This is a genomic window from Amycolatopsis sp. WAC 01375, from assembly GCF_003947325.1.
Classification (GTDB): domain Bacteria; phylum Actinomycetota; class Actinomycetes; order Mycobacteriales; family Pseudonocardiaceae; genus Amycolatopsis.
The window spans coordinates 14,372-35,697 of sequence record NZ_QHHW01000060.1 but is presented as its reverse complement, the minus strand read 5'-3'; the positions used below and the strand labels follow the sequence as shown (position 1 = coordinate 35,697).

Genomic DNA, 21,326 nt, shown 5'->3' with positions numbered 1-21,326 from the left:
TTTCGCAACCCGCCACCTTTGCCTTACCCCTCAATAACCCGAATCGCCACTCACGACCGCCTGGACCGGCCGCTCACCGGAGTTCCCCGGTTCAGTGCCGCCAGCGCTGCGCTGAGGTGATCTCCTCCGGGGTCGCGAGCGCGAACCGCTCGATCTCCGCCCGCCGCACGTCCACGAGCGTCGTCGCGAGCGGCGCGCCGAACGCGGCCGCCAGCTTCTTGTCCGCCTCGAAGGCCATGACGGCTTCCTCCAACCGCTGAGGCAGCCGCTCGATCCCGCGCGCGGCGCGTTCGGCCTCGGTCAGCGTTCCCGGATCGACGTCCACCGGCTCCGGCAGTGCCGCCTCCTCGTCGACGCCCGCCAGCCCGGCGAACAGCAGGGCGGCCGCCAGCAGATACGGATTCGCGGTCAGATCGAAGCATTTGATCTCGAGGTTCGCCGCCGAGTCCCGGTTCCCGGCGACCCCGCGCACGAGCCGCAGCGGTGTCTCCCGGTTTTCCAGTCCCCACGCGGTGTACACGCCCGCCCAGTGATGCGGCTCCAGCCTCAGATAGCTGACGACCGACGGTGCCCCGATCGCGAGCAGCGCGGGCAGCCGCCGCAGGATGCCCGCGCTGAACGACTCCGCGACCGGCGTCAGCCCGAAAACCCTTTCCCCGCCGGAGAAAAGGTTCCGTGCGCCGTCCAAGACGCTCAGATGCACGTGGCCGCCGTTGCCGACGCCGGCGGGCGCGAACTTCGGGGTGAAGGACGCCTTCAGCCCGTGCCGGTGGCTGAGCGCGCGGATCGTTTCCTTCGTCAGGACGGCGATGTCGGCCGCGCGTACCGGATCGGCCGCGGCGACGGACAGTTCGAACTGGCCGTCGGCGTATTCGGGGTGGATCTGTTCCACCCCGGCGCCCTGCTGGTCCAAAGTGGACACCAGGGCGCGGAGATAGTCCGCGTGCTCGGAAAGCCTCGCGTAGCCGTACGCCGGGCCCGCGGTGGCCGACGTCGGATCGTCCGTGGCGTCGGCGCCGGTGATCACCCATTCGATCTCGAAACTCATCCGTGCCCGATACCCGCGTGCGGCGAGCCGGTCCACCGCCGTCGTCAGCAGGGCACGAGGATCCTGCGGATGTGGCTCGCCCTCCTGGTCGAGTTTCGTCACCGGCGCCCAGGCCCAGCCGGGTTGCCCGGCGAGCACGGTCAGCGCGTCGAGGTCCGGATGCAGCCGCAGGTCACCGACCGGGCCGAGGGAATGCTCACCGCCGGTGATGACGTCGTCCGAGCCGAAGAAGTCGAAGGACTTCGAAGCGCCGACACCCCACGCGGCCGCCGACGGCAGCTTCCGCAACGGGACCGCCTTGACCCGCGCGATCCCGGCGTTGTCCACGAAGGTCAGCGCCACGAGTTCGACACCTCGCGACCGGAGCTCCGCGGTGAGGGCGGTCGCGCGGGCGGTCAGTGCTTCCCGGTTCACCATGGTTCCTCATCCTGGTCCCATTCCGGGCCCCTTGCCACGCCCGGATCCGGTCATAGGGTGGGGCCGCACTCGCCGACCACGAGAAGGGACGCGCTCATGCCGGGAACCCCGATCCTGCCGTTCGTCGCCCGGACGACGCTGGTGGACCACCACTGCCACGGCGTCGTCACCGGCGATCTCGGCCGGATCGAGTTCGAACAACTGCTCACCGAGGCCGACACCGTCTCGTCGCTGGGCACGACGTTGTTCGACTCGCTGATCGGGCTCGCGGTCCGGGCCCGCTGCGCGCCCGTGCTCGACCTGCCGCCGCACGTCCCGGCCGAGGTCTATCTGGCCCGCCGCGCCGAACTGGGCGCCACCGAGGTCAACGCGCGGTTCCTGCGCGCCACCGGCACGACCGAATTCCTGCTCGACGGCGGCTTCCTGCCGGACACGCTGACCACGACCGAGCAGTTCGCGGCCCTGTCCGGCGCCCGCGCGCGGGACATCGTCCGGCTCGAACAGGTCGCCGAAGCGGTGATCGGATCCACCACCGCGGCCGGATTCGCCTCGGCCTTCGCCGGGGAACTGGCGAAACGCGCCACGACGGCCGTCGGGTTCAAGTCCATCGCCGCCTACCGGGTCGGCCTCGACCTGTCGGGGGAGCGGCCGACGGACACCGAAGTCGCCGAAGCGGCCGGCCGCTGGCTCGCGCGGATCGAGGCGGGCGAACCGGTCCGGCTCGCGGACGAGGTGCTGCACCGGTTCCTGATCTGGACCGGCGTCGACCTGGCCCTGCCGATCCAGTTCCACGTGGGCTTCGGCGACTCCGATGTCGACCTGCACCGCTGCGATCCGCTGCTGCTCACCGGGCTGCTGCGGGCCACCCGGTCACGCGGGGTGCCGATCATGCTGCTGCACAACTATCCCTTCCACCGGAACGCCGCGTATCTGGCGCAGGTGTTCGAGCACGTGTTCATCGACGTGGGACTCGCGACGCACAACGCCGGTCATCGTGCGCCCGCGATCATCGCGGAGACAATGGAGATCGTGCCGTTCGGGAAGCTGCTGTTCTCCACGGACGCGTTCGGGCTGGCCGAGCTGTACCACCTCGGCACCGCGCTGTTCCGGCAGGGACTGTCGGATTTCCTGTACGCGGGGCTCGCCGCGGACGTACTGTCCGAAGTGGACGCGCATCGGATAGCGGCGCTGGTGGGGCACCGCAACGCCGAACGGGTTTACGGGCTGGAGGGGACATGACGGAACTGGACGAACTGCAGGACCGCTGGGAGGCCGCCGTCGAGGCGGAGCTGCCCTCCGCGATCGAGCTGCGGCACCGGGTGCACGCCGATCCCCGCGCGTCGGGGGACGAAGAAGACACCGCACGGATGCTCGTCGAGGCGCTCGGTGCCGATGAAGGAGTCCGGGTCGCCAAGACCGGACGCGCGGTGCTGTTCCCGGGCACCGGGCCGGGACCGGCCGTGGCGCTGCGTACCGAACTGGACGCGCTGCCGGTCACCGAGCGCACCGGGGTCCCGTGGGCTTCGGAGACGCCGTTGATGCACGCGTGCGGGCACGACGTGCACATGGCCGCGCTCGTCGCCACTTGCCGCGCGGCGGCCGTCGTCGGGGTACCTCGGCCGCTGCTGGCGCTCCTGCAGCCGCGTGAGGAGACGTCGCCGTCCGGCGCGCTGGACATCGTCGAATCCGGCGTGCTCACCGAGTACGGCGTCGAGGCCGTCATCGGCGCGCACGTCCAGCCCCGGCTCGCGGCGGGAGTGGTGTCGGTGGTGCCGGGGCCGGTCAACGCCTCCACCGACGAGTTCGAGGTCGTCGTCCGCGGCCAGGGCGGGCACGCCGGATACCCGCACCTCCTGCGGGATCCGATCCTCGCGCTCAGCCAGATCGTGGTGAGCCTGCAGCAGCTCGCGAGCCGCCGGGTCGACCCGGTGTTCGGCGCGGTCTGCTCGGTCGGCCGGATCGCGGCGGGGGCGACCGCGAACGTCGTGCCGAACGAGGCCCGCCTGTCCGGTTCGCTGCGGCTGATGCGCACCGACGACCGCGATCTCGCGCTGGAGGGGCTCGCCGAGGTCGTCCACGGCACCGCGAAGGCACACGGTTGCCGGGCGGAGCTCGAAATCAGCCCGTGCGAACCCGTACTGCACAACGACGCCGGGCTCACCCAGCACGCGCACCGTCGGCTCGTCCGGGCCGGGGCGGGCGTCGACACCGATTTCCGGTCGTTCGGCGCCGACGACTTCGCGCACTACTGCGGGACGACGCGCGGGTTGATGATGTTCGTCGGCCTCGGCGACACCGCGGGCGCGCCGAGCCTGCACGACGAACTGTTCCTGCCGCCGGACACCGCGGTCGGCCACGTCGCGTCCGCGCTGATCGCGGGCTATTTGGCCGCCGTCGAGGGCTGACGCCCCCAAGAAGTCGATGAAGCGCTACGGTGGCCGACGTGAATACCGCCTCGGCAGCGTTCCTCGCGACCATCCCCAGTCCCGACCAGGGCGTCTGGCATATCGGGCCGGTCCCGATCCGTGCCTACGCGCTCTGCATCATCGCCGGCATCATCGTGGCGATCTGGCTGGGCGAGCGGCGCTGGGTGAACCGCGGCGGCACGAAGGGCACCGTCATCGACGTCGCCGTCTTCGCCGTGCCGTTCGGCCTGGTCGGCGGGCGGTTGTACCACGTCATCACCGACAACCAGCTGTACTTCGGCGAGGGCAAGAACCCGATCAACGCGCTGAAGATCTGGGACGGCGGCCTCGGCATCTGGGGCGCCATCGCGCTCGGCGCCGTCGGCGCGCTGATCGCCTGCCGCCGACGGGGCATCCCGCTGCCCGCGATGGCCGACGCGCTCGCGCCCGGGATCGTGATCGCACAGGCCATCGGGCGGCTCGGCAACTACTTCAACCAGGAACTCTACGGCGCGCACACCGACCTGCCGTGGGGACTGGAGATCTACCAGCGCTACAACCCGACCAACCCGGACGACTTCCTGAACGGCATCGCGATCGGGCACGTCCCGCTGCCGGACAGCCCGGTGCACCCGACGTTCCTCTACGAACTGATCTGGAACCTCGGCGTCGCGCTGCTGATCATCTGGGCGGACAAGAAGTTCCGCCTCGGCCACGGCCGTGTGTTCGCGCTCTACGTCGCCGGGTACACCGCCGGCCGGTTCTGGATCGAGATGATGCGGACCGACACCGCGAACCACATCCTCGGCCTGCGGGTGAACGTGTGGACCTCGATCCTGCTGTTCGTCGCGGCGGTCGCGTACTTCGTCCTGGCCGCCAAGCGAGGGCCGAGGGAGGCGCCGGAAACGCTGTGGAGCAAGGACGTGCCACGGGAAGAGGCTTCTCCGGAGCCTTCCGAAGAACATGCCGACGTGGCCGCGGCTCCGGACACCGTCCGGGACTCGGCCGCCGACAAGGCGACCGAGGATCCGAAGCCCGAGGCGGAGAAGTAGCGCTCCGCTCTCGCCGTCGAAGTACGTGAAGGCCCCCTTCATTGCGTCTAGCGCTGTGAAGGGGGCCTTCACGTACTTCCCGGCCCTGTCGCAAGCGCTATGAAGGAGCCTTTCCTTGCAAATTTTGCAAGGAAAGGCTCCTTCATGGCATCCACGGACTCAAGTCCGTGAAGGCCTCCTTGAGGGACCCAGAGTCTCTCAAGGAGGCCTTCACGGACCTCACGATCACCTCAAGCGCCTCAACAGCCCCAGCTTTCACAGGGGCCGCGCGTGAAGGCCCCCTTCCCTCGGCTCGGCCGAGGAAGCTCGACCTTCACGCCTCGCCCGACCAGCCCCCCCCAGCCCCCAAGGCCGTGAAGGCCTCCTTCACGGACCTCACGGCCCAGCACGTCAGGGGGAGACCAGGCCCCGTCCCGTCACCAAGGGCAGGTCCAGCGCCGTCAGCAGCCCCGGCGGAGCCGCCACCACCGCCGGGATCGCGTTCACCAGCCGCATCGCGGTCGCCTTCAGCCCGGCCGTGTTGTGGTCGCCGTCGGTGCCGACCAGGCGCAGGTCCAGCACGTAGTTCGGCTCTCCGGTCACCTGGACGCGGTAGCAGCCCTGCCCGGTCGGCTGCGGCCAGTCCGGCCCGAGGTCGCCGCGCAGGCGCGTGACGTGCTCCAGCACGCACACCGCCCGCCCGCCGCGCATGCCGCGCACTTCGAACCGCAGCGCCGCCGCAGTCCCCTCTTTGATCGTCCCCGAAGCGATCTCGAACGTCTCCGGGGCCGGAAGTCGGTCGTAGACCTCCTCGACGGAGTCGAGTTCGACGTCGAGTCCCGCCGCGAGCTGCCGCACGACACTGCCCCAGGCCAGCGACAGCACGCCGGGCTGCAACAACAGCGGCAGGTCGTCCATCTCGCGGCCGAAGCCCATGATGTCGAACAGAACCTTGCCGTTGTCGTACGTGGAGTAGTCGAGGATCTCCAGGCAGCGCACCTCGTCGATCCGTTCGCACACGCCGGTGAGCACGAGCGGTAGCCAGTCGTTGGCGAAACCTGGGTCGACACCGTTGACCCACAGCGAAGCGCCGCCTTCGCGGGCTGCCTCCCGGATCGGCTCGATCATCTCCGGGGGGACGACGCCTTCGGGGTACTGGAGGAACACCGGGCTGCTGGACACCACGTTGATCCCCGCGCGCAGGAACCGTTTCAGGTCCTCGACGGCCTCTACGAGCCGGTCGTCGGCCATCGCCGTGTAGACGACACAGTCCGGCTTCAGCGCGATGAGCGCGTCCGCGTCGGTCGTCGCGGAGACGCCGAGCGGGCGGCCGAGTCCGGCCAGCTCCCCGGCGTCCACGCCGGCCTTGTCCTCGCTCGAGACCCAGACCCCGGCGAGTTCGAGGTCGGGGCGGGCGTCGATCCCGGCCAGCGCGTGGCGGCCGACGTTCCCGGTACTCCACTGGACCACGCGCACGGCGTCGCCTCCTACAGATCGGGCAAGCCCAGTTCCAGGTTCGGGGCCTGCAATCCACCATCGACTTCGATGATCTTGCCGGTGACGTACCGGCCCGCCCGCGACGCCAGGAACACGACGGTGGCCGCGATGTCCTCGGCCTCGCCGATCCGGCGCAGGGGAGTGGCGGCCTCCATCCGGCCACGGAGTTCGTCGTTGCCCACCACCACTTCGAGCGCGGAGGTGGCCACCGAGCCGACCGAGATCCCGTTCACCCGCACCTTCGGCGCGAGGTCGGCCGCCGCGAGGCGGGTGTAGTGCGCCAGCGCGGCCTTCGCCGTCCCGTACGCGGCGAAGCCCCGGCCGGTCACGCGGCCCATGACCGACGAGATGTTGACGACCGATCCGCCCGACTCCAGTAAGGACGGTGCCGCCGCGACGGTCAGCGCGTGCGCGGTGGAGACGTTGAAGCGAAAGGCTTCTTCGAGGAACTCGGCGGTGGTTTCCAGCAGTGGCCGGGGATAAGTGCCACCGACGTTGTTGACCACCAGGTCGAGCCGCCCGAACTCCGCCGTCGCGATCCTCGCCAGTTCGCCCGCGGCGGCCGGGTCGCTCAGGTCGGCGGGCACCACGTGGGCGCGTCGGCCGGTGGCGGCGACCAGGGCCGCGACGTCGTCGAGCTGGGTTTCGGTGCGGGACGAGATCACTACGTCGGCGCCGGCTTCGGCGAGCGCCACGGCCGTCGCCGCGCCGATCCCGCGGCCGGCGCCGGTGACCACGGCGACCTGGTCGGTGAGCCGGAAACGGTCCAGGATCATGCGCGGAACTGTAACACGTTCTAGTGTGTCGAGCCCTGCTTCGCCGGGAAGAGGGCCCGACGCGAGCTAGCCGTTCACGATGAACACGTGCCGTCGCGGAGTGCTGGCACTGCCGTCCGCGTTGGTCGAGGTCACCTCGATGTTGTGGTAGCCGGCCTTGTCCGGAGTGAGCGAAATCGTCGCCGTCCCGTTCTGCGCGAGTACCGGGACGGACTCGCCGTAGTCCACTGTGTACACGAAGCCCGTGACGCCCGGCCGCGTCGACGTGAAGGTGAAGTCGCCGGGCACGCCGACGCCGCCGCCCGGCCGGTCCGCCGGATACGTGGAGCTGGAGACGGTCGGTGTGCCGTTCCCGAGTTCCACCATTCCGTCCCAGCGCTCGGACGTCCAGCCTTCACGGGTCCGGCCCGAAACGGTCAGAGAGGCCCAAGGCCGGGCCGGGGTGACCGTGACCGTCGCCGCGCCGTCCGGTCCGGCGGGAACGACGACATCACCGGCCGCGCCGAAGTTGTAGACGTACTCGACGACGCCGGGCATCGCGCCGGGGGTGAAGTCGAGCCGCACCGGTTCGCCCGCGTTGACGTCGACGACATCGAATCGGACACCCGGCTTCGAAGACCGGGCCGAGAAGCCGTAGTGCGTGCCCGGGCCGAAGTTGCTCGCCCGGTCGACCGGCCACACCCTGAAGGCGTCGAACGGCTCCGCCGGCGTGTACTGGACGGTGGCCACGCCGCCGGGGCGGTCCGCCGGGACGTAACCGTTGCCGGTGGCGAAGCCGATGACGTCCTGATCGCCCTTGGCGTCGATCGTGAACTTGCCGGGGACCCCCACGAAGCCGTGGGGCGCGCCGTCGTTCGGGTAGTCCGTGGACGTCACGACCGGTCCGGTGGAGGGGGCCACCCGGTCCGCGATGAAGGAACAGGGCGCACTGGCGGGGCCGGTCAGCCCACTGTCGACACTGTCGACACCCTGCATCGTCCATTGGTACACGCGGCCGTCGGTGACGAAATCGGCAGGGAGCCGGAACAAGGCGTGGTGCGGTGCCGTGGTGGCGGAGTCCGGACCCAGTTCCCGCCGGTTCGCGGGATCGTCGGCGGGCCAGATCGTCACCTTGGCGGCGACCGGGGACCGGTCCGGATCGTCCACTACGCCGGTGATCTGGACGGGGTTGTCCGGCGTGTAAACCGGGTCCGTGCCGCAGGGTCGGTGGCCGACCATCAGGTTCGCCGGGGCCGACGGAGGCCGGTTGTAGTCGAGGTGGAGCTGTAGACGGTTCGCGACGCGCCTGCCGTAGGACGGGTCGAACCGGCGATCGTCCGGCATCCGCAGGGTGAAGGTCACCGACTCCGCGCCCGCGGCGAGCGCGGCCGAGACGGCCTGCGTCGCGTCCCATTCGACGCGGTCACTCAGGCAGCCTGCCGGTGCGCCGGGCCCTGGGAGCTTGACGCGTTCCTTCGGCTGACGCAACCAGGTCGGTGCCGTCGCCGGGTCGGTGACCCACATTTCGGTCGCGCGCGGCTTGGCGCAGTCGTTGGCGGCGGTCTCGGTCGCGTAGGCCTCCGCGTGTCCGACAACGGCGCCCCGGTACGGGCGTAGGTCGAAGGTGAAGTACGCCTTCGAAGCGTGGAACCCGCGGTCCTGCCACGCGCCCACCGGAACGTCCTTCCCGGTGGTGGTGAAGGTCTTCGTCGGCGACGACACGTCTGTGTGGACACCCTGAGACGACTCGGAGGTCTCGGTGGTGGCCGATGCGGGCATGGCCGTGAGCAGTGCGGAGAACGCCACTGTGGCGGCTCCGAGCAGGACGGGTCTTCGAGCGATTTTGATCAACGATCCCCCTGGTGAAGTGATGATTCCACCGGCTTGTCGATCAAGGGGGCGGGCAAGTTACCGCGACGGGCGGAATTGGGCCGGACGGCTCAGCCGGGCTCCAGCGTGCGGAAGCCGTCCGGAGTGACTAGGGTCGCGTCACCGCGTCTCGTGACATCCCGGAACAAGACATATACTTAGCGGAACGAACTACTGTGACCTCATCAGGAACTGTGTCGTTCCGGGCGTCCATATCGTTACCCATCGAGGGGCTTTCGCGCCCACCGAACTGATGCCGACGTGTTTCACAGGTGTTAAAGTCGCGCTAACGAACGGGCCATCGTCGTCCCGTGCGCATTCCCCCGGCCGGCCCCGTCCGGCCGCTGAGCACAGACGACGAAGGAGGTCCCTTCATGATCTTCTCCGCCATTCCAGGCAAACAGGGCCTTTACGATCCCGAATCCGAACAGGACTCCTGCGGTGTGGCCATGGTGGCCGACGTCCGCGGGCGGCGCTCGCACGGCATCGTCACCGACGGCCTGTCCGCGCTGACGAACCTCGACCACCGTGGTGCCGCCGGCGCGGAGCCGACCAGCGGCGACGGCGCGGGCATCCTGGTGCAGCTCCCCGACGAGCTGCTGCGCGCGGAAGTGGACTTCATCCTGCCCGAGGCGGACGCCGACGGTCACCAGACCTACGCGACCGGGATCGGTTTCCTGCCCTCGGACGGCGAGGAGCGGAACAAGGCCGTCGCCCTGATCGAGCGGATCGCCACCGAAGAGGGCCTCGACGTCCTCGGCTGGCGCGAGGTCCCGGTGGACGCCGATCGTGCCGACATCGGCCCGACGGCGCGTTCGGTGATGCCGCATTTCACGATGCTGTTCGTCGCCGCCCACGAGACCGGCGGCCGACACCCCGGCGGCCTCGAACTGGACCGCCTCGCCTTCTGTCTCCGCAAACGCGTCGAGAACGAGAGCGTGACCGCGGGCTGCGGCACCTACTTCCCGTCGCTGTCCTCGCGGACCATCGTCTACAAGGGAATGCTGACCCCCGAGCAGCTCCCGCTCTTCTTCGCCGACCTGACCGACACCCGGCTCACCAGCGCGATCGCGCTCGTGCACTCCCGGTTCTCCACCAACACCTTCCCGTCGTGGCCGCTGGCGCATCCGTTCCGGTTCGTCGCGCACAACGGCGAGATCAACACCATCCGGGGCAACCGCAACCGCATGCGCGCCCGTGAGGCGCTACTCGAATCGGACCTCATCCCCGGCGATCTGACCAGGCTGTACCCGATCTGCTCGGCCGACGCGTCGGACTCCGCCTCGTTCGACGAGGTGCTGGAGCTGCTGCACCTCGGCGGGCGGTCGCTGCCGCACGCGGTGCTGATGATGATCCCCGAGGCGTGGGAGAACCACACCGGGATGGACGCACAGCGTCGTGCGTTCTACCGGTTCCACGCGAGCCTCATGGAGCCGTGGGACGGACCGGCCTGCGTCACCTTCACCGACGGCACGCTCGTCGGCGCGGTGCTCGACCGCAACGGCCTGCGTCCCGCCCGCTGGTGGCGCACCGCCGACGACCGTGTCGTCCTGGCCAGCGAGGCCGGGGTGCTCGACGTGGCCCCCGAGGACGTCGTGGCCAAGGGGCGTCTCAAGCCCGGCCGCATGTTCCTGGTGGACACCGAGGCGGGCCGGATCGTCGACGACGAAGAGGTCAAGTCGGAGCTGGCGAAGCAACTCCCGTACGAGGGCTGGCTGCACGCCGGCCTGCTGCAGATCGCCGACCTGCCCGACCGTGACCACATCGTGCAGAGCCACGATTCCGTGCTGCGGCGCCAGCTTTCCTTCGGCTACACCGAAGAAGAGCTGAAGATCCTGCTCGCGCCGATGGTGGTCAAGGCGGCCGAGCCGATCGGTTCGATGGGATCCGACACCCCGCCCGCCGTGCTGTCGCAGCGTTCGCGGCTGCTCTACGACTACTTCAAGCAGAACTTCGCGCAGGTCACCAACCCGCCGCTGGACGCGATCCGCGAAGAGCTCGTCACCTCGATGAGCCGGATCATGGGCCCCGAGCGGAACCTGCTCGCCCCCGGTCCGGCCTCCTGCCGTCACGTGCAGCTGCCGTATCCGGTGATCGACAACGACGAACTCGCCAAGCTGATCCACATCAACGACGACGGCGACCTCCCCGGCTTCGCGTGCAGTGTCCTTTCCGGACTGTACGAAGTGGACGGTGGGGCCGACGCGCTGGCGTCCGCGATCGAACGGGTCCGGCGTGAGGCCTCCGAAGCGATCGCGGCGGGCGCGCGCACGCTCGTGCTGTCCGACCGTGACTCCGACCATCGCATGGCGCCGATCCCGTCGCTGCTGCTGGTCTCCGCGGTCCACCATCATCTGGTGCGCACCAAGGAAAGGCTCCGCGTCGCGTTGGTCGTCGAGACCGGCGATGCCCGCGAGGTCCACCACATCGCGTTGCTGCTCGGATACGGCGCCGCCGCGGTGAACCCGTACCTGGCCTTCGAGACCATCGAGGACATGATCTCGACCGGCGGCATCACCGGGATCGAGCCCGTCACCGCGCTCCGCAACTACGTCAAGGCGCTCGTGAAGGGCGTCCTGAAGATCATGTCCAAGATGGGCATCTCGACCGTCGGCGCGTACACCGCGGCGCAGGTCTTCGAATCCTTCGGCCTCGCCCAGGATCTTCTCGACGAGTACTTCACCGGGACGTCGTCGAAGCTCGGCGGTGTCGGCCTGAGCGTGCTTGCCGAAGAGGTCGCCGTCCGTCATCGCCGCGCGTACCCGGACAACCCGACCGACCGGGTCCACCGCGGACTCGAGACCGGCGGCGAGTACGCGTACCGCCGCGAGGGCGAGCTGCACCTGTTCACCCCCGAGACCGTCTTCCTGTTGCAGCACGCGACGAAGACCGGCCGGGAAGAGGTGTACAAGCAGTATTCCGACGAGGTGCACCGTCTCTACCGCGAGGGCGGCGCGCTGCGCGGGCTGTTCTCTTTCCGCGCGGGTACCCGCGAACCCGTCCCGCTGGACGAGGTCGAGCCCGTCGAGGCGATCTTCAAACGTTTCAACACCGGCGCGATGTCCTACGGCTCGATTTCGGCCGAGGCACACGAAACGCTCGCCATCGCGATGAACCGCATCGGCGGCCGCTCCAACACCGGTGAGGGCGGGGAAGACCCCGAGCGGCTCTACGATCCGGCGCGGCGCAGCGCGATCAAGCAGGTCGCGAGCGGCCGGTTCGGTGTCACGAGCGAGTACCTTGTCAACGCCGACGACATCCAGATCAAGATGGCGCAGGGCGCGAAGCCGGGTGAGGGCGGGCAGTTGCCGCCGAACAAGGTCTACCCGTGGATCGCGCGCACGCGGCACTCGACGCCCGGCGTCGGGCTGATCTCGCCGCCGCCGCACCACGACATCTACTCGATCGAGGATCTCGCCCAGCTGATCCACGATCTCAAGAACGCCAACGAGAACGCCCGCATCCACGTGAAGCTGGTTTCCTCGCTCGGCGTCGGCACGGTCGCGGCGGGTGTGTCGAAGGCGCACGCCGACGTCGTGCTGATCTCCGGCCACGACGGCGGTACCGGCGCCTCCCCGATGAACTCGCTCAAACACGCGGGGACACCGTGGGAGATCGGGCTCGCCGAGACGCAGCAGACGTTGCTGCTCAACGGTTTGCGCGACCGGATCACCGTGCAGGTCGACGGCGCGATGAAGACCGGCAAGGACGTCGTCATCGCCGCGCTGCTCGGCGCGGAGGAGTACGGCTTCGCGACGGCGCCGCTGATCGTCGAAGGCTGCGTCATGATGCGCGTCTGCCACCTCGACACCTGCCCGGTCGGCGTCGCGACCCAGAGCCCGGAGTTGCGCAAGCGGTACACCGGCCAGGCCGACCACGTCGTCAACTACTTCCGCTTCGTCGCCGAAGAAGTCCGGGAAACGTTGGCGGCACTGGGTTTCCGCACCCTCGACGAGGCGATCGGGCACGCCGAGATGCTGAACACCGACGACGCGATCGAGCACTGGAAGGCCTCCGGCCTCGACCTCTCGCCGATCTTCGAGATGCCGACCGAGACTCCTTACGGCGGGGCGAAGCGGCGCACGCGGACGCAGGATCACGGCCTGGAGCACGCGCTCGACCGGACGCTGATCCAGCTCGCCGAGGCGGCGCTGGAGGACGCGCATCCGGTGCGGCTCGAACTGCCGGTGCGGAACGTGAACCGGACCGTCGGCACGCTGCTCGGCTCCGAGATCACCCGCCGCTACGGCGGTGAGGGCCTGCCGGAGGACACGATCCACGTGATGCTGACCGGTTCCGCCGGACAGTCGCTCGGGGCGTTCGTGCCGCGCGGCATCACGCTCGACATGGTCGGCGACGCGAACGACTACGTCGGCAAGGGCCTTTCCGGCGGGCGGATCATCGTGCGCCCGCATCCGGACGCGAAGTTCGCCGCCGAAGGCCAGACCATCGCCGGGAACACTCTCGCTTACGGCGCCACCGGCGGCGAGATGTTCCTGCGCGGCCAGGTCGGCGAACGGTTCTGCGTGCGCAACTCCGGTGCCGTGGTCGTCGCCGAGGGCGTCGGCGACCACGCCTTCGAGTACATGACCGGCGGGCAGGCCGTGGTGCTCGGCCCGACCGGGCGCAACCTCGCGGCGGGGATGTCCGGCGGCGAGGCCTACGTGCTCGACCTCGACCGGGGCAAGGTCAACGAGGAAATGGTCGACCTGCTGGCCCCGTCCTCGGAAGATCTCGCCTGGCTCAAGAAGACCGTGCAGAAGCACTACGACCTCACACGTTCGGCCGTGGCCGCGTCGCTGCTCGGCGACTGGCCCCGTCGCTCGGCGGCGTTCACCAAGGTGATGCCCCGCGACTACCAGCGTGTCCTTGACGCGGCGAAGGCGGCGCGTGCCGCGGGCCGCGACGTCGACGAAGCGATCATGGAGGCCGCTCGTGGCTGATCCGACGGGTTTCCTGAAATACGAACGTGAAGAGCCGAAGAAGAAGTCCAAAGAGGACCGTCTCGCCACCTGGGGCGAGGTGTACGCCGACGTGGAGCCCGCCGAGCGCAACGAACAGGTGCGCGAACAGGCGACGCGGTGCATGGACTGCGGCATCCCGTTCTGTCATTCCAGTGGTTCCGGCTGCCCGCTGGGCAACCTGATCCCGGAGTGGAACGACCTGGTGCGCCGCGGCGACTGGGCCGCGGCGAGCGACCGGCTCCACGCGACCAACAACTTCCCCGAGTTCACCGGGAAGCTGTGTCCCGCGCCGTGCGAGGCGGGCTGTGTCCTGTCGGTCTCGCCGCTGTCCGGCGGCCCGGTGGCGATCAAACGCGTCGAGCAGACGATCGCCGACCAGTCCTGGGAAGCGGGCTACGTGCAGCCGCAGATCTCGGAGGTCTCGTCGGGTCAGCGGGTCGCGGTCGTCGGCTCCGGCCCGGCTGGGCTCGCCGCCGCGCAGCAGCTGACCCGTGCCGGCCACGAGGTGACCGTCTACGAACGGGACGACCGGCTCGGCGGCCTGCTGCGGTACGGCATCCCCGAGTTCAAGATGGAGAAGAAGGTCCTTGACCGGCGGCTCGCGCAACTCCGCAAGGAGGGCACGAAGTTCGTCACCGGCTGCGAGGTCGGCGTCGATCTGACCGTCGAGGAACTCCGCGCGGGCTACGACGCGGTGGTGCTCGCCGTGGGCGCGCTGCGCGGCCGCGACGACACGACCACGCCCGGTCGCGAGCTGTCCGGGATCCACCTGGCGATGGAACATCTGGTCCCGGCCAACAAGTACGTCGAGGGCGACGGCCCGTCGGCGGTGGACGCGGCAGGCAAGCACGTGGTCATCATCGGCGGCGGTGACACCGGGGCCGACTCGTACGGCACCGCGACCCGTCAGGGCGCGCTTTCGGTGACCCAGCTGGACCAGTACCCGACGCCACCGTCCACAAGGGACGACGAGCGGTCGCCATGGCCGACCTGGCCGTACATCCTGCGCACGTACCCCGCGCACGAAGAGGCGGGCGAGCGCAAGTTCGCCGTCGCGGTCACCCGGTTCATCGGAGACGACGACGGCAACGTGCGCGCGGTCGAGATCCGGCAGGTCCGCGTGGTCAAGGACCCCGAGACCGGCAAGCGCATGGTGACCCCGGTCAACGACGAGGTCGAGGAACTGCCCGCCGACCTCGTGCTGCTCGCGATCGGATTCGAGGGTGTCGAGCACATGCCGCTGCTCGACGGGCTCGGGCTGTCGCTGACCAAACGCGGCACGCTCTCGTGCGGCGTGGACTGGCAGACCTCCTCGCCCGGCGTGTTCGTCTGCGGCGACGCGCACCGCGGTGCCTCGCTGGTGGTGTGGGCCATCGCCGAGGGGCGCTCGGTGGCGAGCGCGGTGGACGCCTACCTCACCGGCGCGTCGGACCTGCCCGCTCCGGTGCACCCGACGGCGCTGCCGCTCGCGGTGGTCTGAGCCCGGACAGCGTCGGGGCTCGTGAGTGGTAAGGACGGTTCTCTTGAGGGGTAAGTCGAACGTGTTGTGGCGCGGGGTCGGTGTCGCTCCCGCGTAGGCGTTCTCCTGGTAGTGAGGCCTCGTTGCCTACTTTGACGGTAGTGAAGGAGTCTTTCGCTACCGTCGGATGTGATCCCTGGTGACAGTGGGACGGCTGTGACCTCGGCGGCCTGGGAACGTAACTCGGGAGTGCGGAGTCTGAACACGCGAGTTACGTCTCTGAACACGCGAGATCCGGGTCTGAGCACGCGAGTGCGGTGTCGCGTCACCCAGCCACCGTCTCGCCCCGAGACACGCCACGTTTGCCTTACCCCTCAATAACCGTCCTTACCACTCACGAGCCCCAAGACCAACGTAAGGCACGCCCCCACCCAAGGTGGAGGTCCGGGATCAGGCCACGGTCCGACGCGGTAGGGCGGCCGGTCACGCCAAGCTTTCCGCATGAGAAAGACGTTGGCACTGCTGGCTTTCCTGCCACTGACCATGGCCGTCCCGGTGACCGCCGAAGCGGCTCCGGCACCGAAGTGGACGTCACCGTGCCCGGACTACGGCATGACGCCCTCACCGACCGCGGGCCTCGAATGCGCGAAGCTGAAGGTGCCGCTGGACTACGCAGACCCCGGCGGGCGCACCATCGAACTCACCGTCTCCCGTAAGGCGAGCACCTCGCCGAAACGCCGTGGCGTGCTGCTGATGAACCCCGGCGGCCCGGGGAGCCCCGGCCTGGCGATGCCCGCGCAACTCGCGCAGCGACAGGGCCAGTCCGGCTTGCTCGACAGTTACGACGTCATCGGTTTCGATCCGCGCGGCACCACCTACAGCACGCCGGTGACGTGCGACCTCACCGAAGAACAGCGGTTCATCCTCACCGGCCCGTACGCGGACGGCCCGCGTGACGTCGCCGAGAAGGCGGCGAAGTCCCGTGTGGTGGCGAAGCAATGCGCCGAGTCGAAGACGGCGGATCTCCTGCCGCGGATGACCACCGCCAACACCGCGCGCGATATGGACCGGATCCGCGAGGCGCTGGGTGAGCGGAAGATCTCCTATTACGGCGTCTCGTACGGGAGTTATCTCGGTGCTGCCTACGCCTCGATGTTCCCGGCGCGCACCGACCGGATCGTGCTGGACAGCCTTACCGGCCCGAACGGCCTGGACGTCCGGGCGCACCAACGCTTCGCGGACGGTTTCGACGACCGTTTCGGCGACTTCACGGCTTGGGCGGCGGCGCGGGACGACGTCTACCACCTCGGGCGGACACAGGCCGAGGTGACGGCGAAGTTCTTCGAGCTGGTGGAAAAGCGCCCGGGAATCCGAAGCGACACTTGGGGAGCCCTGTACGACGACGCGAACTTCCCCGGTCTCGCCGAGCAATGGTCCGCACCGGCGGCGAAGGCCCAGGGCGGTCCGCTCGACGGTGACAACCACGCCGCGCTCCAGCTCCAGGTGCTGTGCAACGACTCCGACTGGCCGGAAAGCGTGCGGTACTACCAAAAGGCGGTCGAACGGGCCCGCGTGACGCATCCGATGTTCGGTCCGGCCGCGGCGAACATCACGCCCTGCGCGTTCTGGCCGGTGGAGCGCCGCGAGCCTTCGGTGAGGATCCACGACCGCGGACCGTCGAACATCCTGCTGGTGCAGAACCTCCGCGACCCGGCGACGCCGCTGGTCGGCGCCCGCGAAATGCGGTCGGCGCTGGGCGCGCGGGCGAAGTTCGTCACCGTCGACGCCGGCGGGCACGGCGTCTTCACCAAGGAGAACGCCTGCGGGAACGACACCGTCGTCCGCTATCTGCGGGACGGCGTCCTCCCGGCCGCCGATTCGCACTGCCGCTAGGCCGATTGGCCGATATGTCGCCACGGATGCGGCCGAACGGGCGCTTGTACGCCTGGTAGCAGGACAAATACTTTCGAAATGTCGTGCAAGTCATACGGCAATTCACCGGTGGTGAAAGGTGGTACGCCATGCAGAGGACGGCTTCCCGGACGGGGATCCTGGCGGCGCTCATGGGGCTCGCGGTGACGGCGCTGACCGCGGTCGCGAGTCCCGCTCACGCCGGACCGGTCCATCATCAGGCAGCGGCCGACGCGCAGGCGGTGGCGGCCTACTGGACGCCCGAGCGGATGCGGTCGGCGGTGCCGATCGAGCAGCTGGTCCAGGCCCCGCCCCTTTCGCTCAAGGACGTCGCGAAGGGGGAGAGCACGATCATCCAGAGCATCCCCAACGGTGGCGGCGCGTGGACGGGGGCGGGCAAGGTCGTGCAGACCGCCGGCCGGGTGTTCTTCACCATGGGCGGGCGGAACGCGTCGTGCTCCGGTGACGCGGTCACCAGCGCGAACGGCAGTGTCGTGATCACCGCCGGGCACTGTGTGAAGTACCAGGGCGCCTGGCACACCAACTGGACCTTCGCGCCCGGCTACAACAACGGCAACACGCCCTACGGCACCTGGGCGGCGAAGAGCACGCTGACCACTCCGCAGTGGGAAGCGAGCGAGGACATGAACTACGACATCGGCGCGGCCGTGGTCAACCCGCTCAACGGGCAGAAGCTGACCGACGTCGTCGGCGCGCAGGGGATCGCGTTCAACCAGGCGCGCAACCAGTCGATGTACACCTTCGGATACCCGGCGGCGGCGCCGTACGACGGCTCGAAGCTGATCTACTGCAGCGGGAGCACGTTCACCGACTTCCTGCTCACCAAGGACCACGGGATGAACTGCAACATGACCGGTGGTTCGAGCGGCGGCCCGTGGTTCCTCAACTTCAGCGAGGCGACCGGCGCGGGCGTCCAGGCCTCGGTGAACAGCTTCGGCTACAACTTCCTGCCCGGCTACATGTTCGGCCCGTACTTCGGCACGGACGCGCAGAACCTCTACAACAAGGCGCAGGCCGCCTGATCAACCCGCCGCCCGTCCACCTTTTGGGACTTTCGTCCCGGTGGGCGGGCGGCTTTCGGCGCGGCATATCCTGGTCCGGTGAACTGGACAGTGGACGTTCCCGTCGACACGCTCCCCGAACTGCCTCCTCTGCCTCCCGAGCTGCGTGATCGGCTCGACGACGCGCTTTCCCGGCCCGCCGCGCAGCAGCCCGAATGGCCGGACGCCGAGCTGACGAAGCGCGTCCGCGGCGTGCTGGAGAGTGTGCCGCCGATCACCGTCCCCGCCGAGATCGACCGGCTCTCCGACCGGCTCGCCATGGTCGCCCGCGGCGAGGCGTTCCTGCTGCAGGGCGGTGACTGCGCGGAGACGTTCGAGTCGAACACCGAGCCGCACATCCGCGCCAACCTGCGCACCCTGCTGCAGATGGCCGTCGTCCTCACCTACGGCGCGAGCCTGCCGGTGGTGAAGGTCGGCCGGATCGCGGGCCAGTACGCGAAGCCGCGTTCGGCGTCCACCGACGCGCTCGGCCTGCCGGTGTACCGCGGCGACATCATCAACTCGCTCGTCGCCAAGCCCGAACTCCGCGTGCCCGACCCGGGCCGGATGATCCGCGCCTACGCCAACGCGGGCGCCGCGATGAACCTCGTCCGCGCGCTCACCGGCGCCGGCATGGCGGACCTGCACCAGGTGCACGACTGGAACAAGGACTTCGTGAAGTCCTCGCCCGCCAGCGAGCGCTACGAGGCGCTGGCCGCGGAGATCGACCGCGGCCTGCGGTTCATGTCGGCCTGCGGCGTCACCGACGCGTCGCTCCAGTCCACCGAGATCTTCGCCAGCCACGAGGCGCTCCTGCTGGACTACGAGCGCTCCATGCTGCGGATGGACCGCGCGGACGCGGCGAACCCCAAGCTGTACAACCTGTCCTCGCACTTCCTGTGGGTGGGCGAGCGGACCAGGCAGCTCGACGGCGCGCACATCGCCTTCGCCGAACTGCTGGCCAACCCGATCGGCCTCAAGATCGGCCCGACGACCACGCCCGAACAGGCCGTCGAGTACGTCCGCCGCCTCGACCCGCGCAACGAGCCCGGCAGGCTGACGCTGATCGCCCGGATGGGCAACGGCAAGGTCCGCGAGGTGCTGCCCGCGATCGTCGAGAAGGTCGAGGCGTCCGGGCACAAGGTCATCTGGCAGTGCGACCCGATGCACGGCAACACGCACGAGGCTTCGACGGGCTACAAGACCCGGCACTTCGACCGGATCGTGGACGAGGTGCAGGGCTTCTTCGAGGTGCACCGCAAGCTCGGCACCTACCCGGGCGGCATCCACGTCGAGCTCACCGGTGAGGACGTCACCGAATGCCTCGGCGGCGCGCAGGAGATCTCGGATCTGGACCTCTCGGGCCGGTACGAGACCGCGTGCGACCCGCGCCTGAACACGCAGCAGTCGCTGGAGCTGGCGTTCCTGGTCGCGGAGATGCTTCGCGGCTGACGCCTCTCTCGACTGACATGAAAGGCCCCTTCATTGCAAAATTTGCAATGAAGGGGCCTTTCATTGCACGCGCTAGGCAGTGTTCAGCAGCCTCGCGGCCGACTTGAGCACCCCGTCCCGCAGCGAACCCACGTCCGAAACCGCCGCCCCGTTCGCCTGAAGTCCGATGTGGACGGAGTCGCGGTAGGTCGCCACCGCGATCCCGATCGCCTGCCGCGGCGCCAGCGGCACGAACGGGTACACGCCGTCGAGTTTCGTGCCGTCGAGGGTGAGCCGGTTGGGCGGCACCGGCACCGTGGTGATCACGAGGTCGAACAGCAGCGGCGCGGCCAGTCCGGCGGCCTTGCTGCCGAGCCGGTGCAGCATCGGCGGCATCCGGTCGGCGAGCAGCGGGAACGCACCGGGGCCCCGGGCCGGGCCCGCGGCCTTGTTCCGGCTCATCTCGCGCTGGACGGCCAGCAGCCGCTCCAGCGGGTCGTCGAGGCCGACCGGCAGGTCGCAGAGGTAGCCGGACAGCTTGTTCCCGCCGAGTTGCTCGGCGGACCGTCCGCGCACGCTGACCGGGATGAGCGCCCGCAGCGTCCGGTCGTCGGCGCGCTGGCCGCGGTTGATCATCCATTCGCGCAGCGCGCCGCTGAGGATCGCCAGCACGACGTCGTTGGCCGTCCCGCCGTGGGCCCGGCGGATCCGCCGGATCTCGGTGGTGTCCAGCCGGACGAGGCCGAGCCGTCGTTCGGTCGACGGCGGCGCGCTGATCGGCGACAGCGGCGAGCGGGTCGCGCGGACGACCGAAGAGGCGATCCCGGCCTGGGCCAGTGTCGAGCCGACGGCTTCCTTGACGGCGTCCACAGGGGAGCGAGGCGTGGGCGGTCCGGAGCCGCTGTGCGGACGCCTCGTCACGCGTGGGACCTCGTCGAGCAGGCCCGCGGCGACGGCGTACGCGCCCGCCCCGTCGGTGAGCGCGTGGTGCAGTTTCAGCAGCAACGCGAACTCGCCGTCCGGCAGGCCGGTGACGAGATGCAGGTCCCACAAGGGTTTTCCGGTGTCGAGCGGCCGTCCCATCCAGCGCGACGCGTAGGCGGAGAGCGGGTCCGGTTCGTACAGGGAGCTCAGGTGGTGATGTGAAATATGTTCACTGGCAACGAAATCCGGGTCCTCGGCCCAGGTGGCGGCGCCGGGCGGGAACAGCGCGGCGCGAGGGCGCTGACGCAGCTTCGGAAGCCGTGCCGCCCGCTCGGCGAGCAGCGTGGTCAGCTTACGCGCGTGCACCTGCCCGTGCGGGCGGAAGGTGGCCACCGCGCCCATGTGCATAGGTGTCGTTTCGCTTTCCAGGCAAAGGAAAGCGACATCGAGTGCGCTCAGCTGAGGGCCTGACATCAGTGACCTTTCTCGGTTCTCCGGCGATGGGTACAACTGCATCAGCCTGACATGACGGGCGGGTGGTCGTCATGTTTCCT

The 21,326-nt window shown here is 69.4% G+C and carries 13 protein-coding genes; 8 read left to right on the top strand and 5 right to left on the bottom strand.

Annotated elements, in window-relative coordinates; translation table 11 throughout:
- Positions 1–91: 91 nt before the first annotated feature.
- Complete coding sequence (locus DL991_RS40440) at positions 92–1,465, bottom strand: glutamine synthetase family protein (RefSeq protein ID WP_125789626.1); 1,374 nt, start codon at positions 1,463–1,465, stop codon at positions 92–94.
- A gap of 96 nt (positions 1,466–1,561) precedes the next feature.
- Here DL991_RS40440 and DL991_RS40435 point away from each other — a divergent pair, with 96 nt between their 5' ends.
- From DL991_RS40435 to lgt, 3 genes are read left to right on the top strand one after another with little or no spacing between them, the layout of a single operon-like run.
- Positions 1,562–2,704: an amidohydrolase family protein gene (locus DL991_RS40435; protein WP_125789625.1), complete on the top strand. Its 1,143-nt coding sequence runs from the start codon at positions 1,562–1,564 to the stop codon at positions 2,702–2,704.
- Complete coding sequence (locus DL991_RS40430; RefSeq protein ID WP_199746570.1) at positions 2,701–3,870, top strand: M20 family metallopeptidase; 1,170 nt, start codon at positions 2,701–2,703, stop codon at positions 3,868–3,870. Before DL991_RS40435 ends, DL991_RS40430 begins: the two co-directional genes overlap by 4 nt.
- A gap of 29 nt (positions 3,871–3,899) precedes the next feature.
- Positions 3,900–4,922, top strand: coding sequence for a prolipoprotein diacylglyceryl transferase (gene lgt / locus DL991_RS40425; RefSeq protein WP_199754285.1), 1,023 nt, complete (start codon positions 3,900–3,902; stop codon positions 4,920–4,922).
- A 390-nt stretch (positions 4,923–5,312) separates the two neighbouring features.
- On the opposite strand, the gene DL991_RS40420 is transcribed toward lgt, so the two are convergent.
- The 3 genes from DL991_RS40420 to DL991_RS40410 all read right to left on the bottom strand — a co-directional run bounded on the left by DL991_RS40420 (position 5,313) and on the right by DL991_RS40410 (position 9,004).
- The gene (locus tag DL991_RS40420) at positions 5,313–6,377 is read right to left on the bottom strand and encodes a diacylglycerol kinase (RefSeq protein WP_125789623.1); all 1,065 of its coding nucleotides are present in this window, start codon (positions 6,375–6,377) and stop codon (positions 5,313–5,315) included.
- 11 nt (positions 6,378–6,388) lie between these two features.
- Entirely contained in the window at positions 6,389–7,174 is a 786-nt protein-coding gene (locus DL991_RS40415) for an SDR family oxidoreductase (RefSeq protein WP_125789622.1), read from the bottom strand.
- 66 nt (positions 7,175–7,240) lie between these two features.
- Entirely contained in the window at positions 7,241–9,004 is a 1,764-nt protein-coding gene (locus tag DL991_RS40410; RefSeq protein ID WP_125789621.1) for a hypothetical protein, read from the bottom strand.
- Between the two features lie 392 nt (positions 9,005–9,396).
- Here DL991_RS40410 and gltB point away from each other — a divergent pair, with 392 nt between their 5' ends.
- From gltB to DL991_RS40385, 5 genes are all read left to right on the top strand, one after another.
- The gene (gene gltB, locus DL991_RS40405; RefSeq protein ID WP_125789620.1) at positions 9,397–13,965 is read left to right on the top strand and encodes a glutamate synthase large subunit; all 4,569 of its coding nucleotides are present in this window, start codon (positions 9,397–9,399) and stop codon (positions 13,963–13,965) included.
- A complete protein-coding gene (locus DL991_RS40400; protein WP_125789619.1) occupies positions 13,958–15,466 on the top strand; it encodes a glutamate synthase subunit beta in 1,509 nt (502 codons plus the stop codon). Before gltB ends, DL991_RS40400 begins: the two co-directional genes overlap by 8 nt.
- 480 nt (positions 15,467–15,946) lie before the next feature.
- The gene (locus DL991_RS40395; RefSeq protein WP_199754283.1) at positions 15,947–17,338 is read left to right on the top strand and encodes an alpha/beta hydrolase; all 1,392 of its coding nucleotides are present in this window, start codon (positions 15,947–15,949) and stop codon (positions 17,336–17,338) included.
- A 128-nt stretch (positions 17,339–17,466) separates the two neighbouring features.
- Positions 17,467–18,399, top strand: coding sequence for a serine protease (locus tag DL991_RS40390; protein ID WP_125789618.1), 933 nt, complete (start codon positions 17,467–17,469; stop codon positions 18,397–18,399).
- 78 nt (positions 18,400–18,477) lie between these two features.
- A complete protein-coding gene (locus tag DL991_RS40385) occupies positions 18,478–19,869 on the top strand; it encodes a class II 3-deoxy-7-phosphoheptulonate synthase (RefSeq protein ID WP_199746573.1) in 1,392 nt (463 codons plus the stop codon).
- Between the two features lie 72 nt (positions 19,870–19,941).
- Here DL991_RS40385 and DL991_RS40380 read toward each other — a convergent pair whose 3' ends face one another.
- On the bottom strand, positions 19,942–21,246 hold the full coding sequence (locus tag DL991_RS40380) for a wax ester/triacylglycerol synthase family O-acyltransferase (RefSeq protein ID WP_199754282.1): 1,305 nt from the start codon (positions 21,244–21,246) through the stop codon (positions 19,942–19,944).
- Positions 21,247–21,326 lie beyond the last annotated feature (80 nt).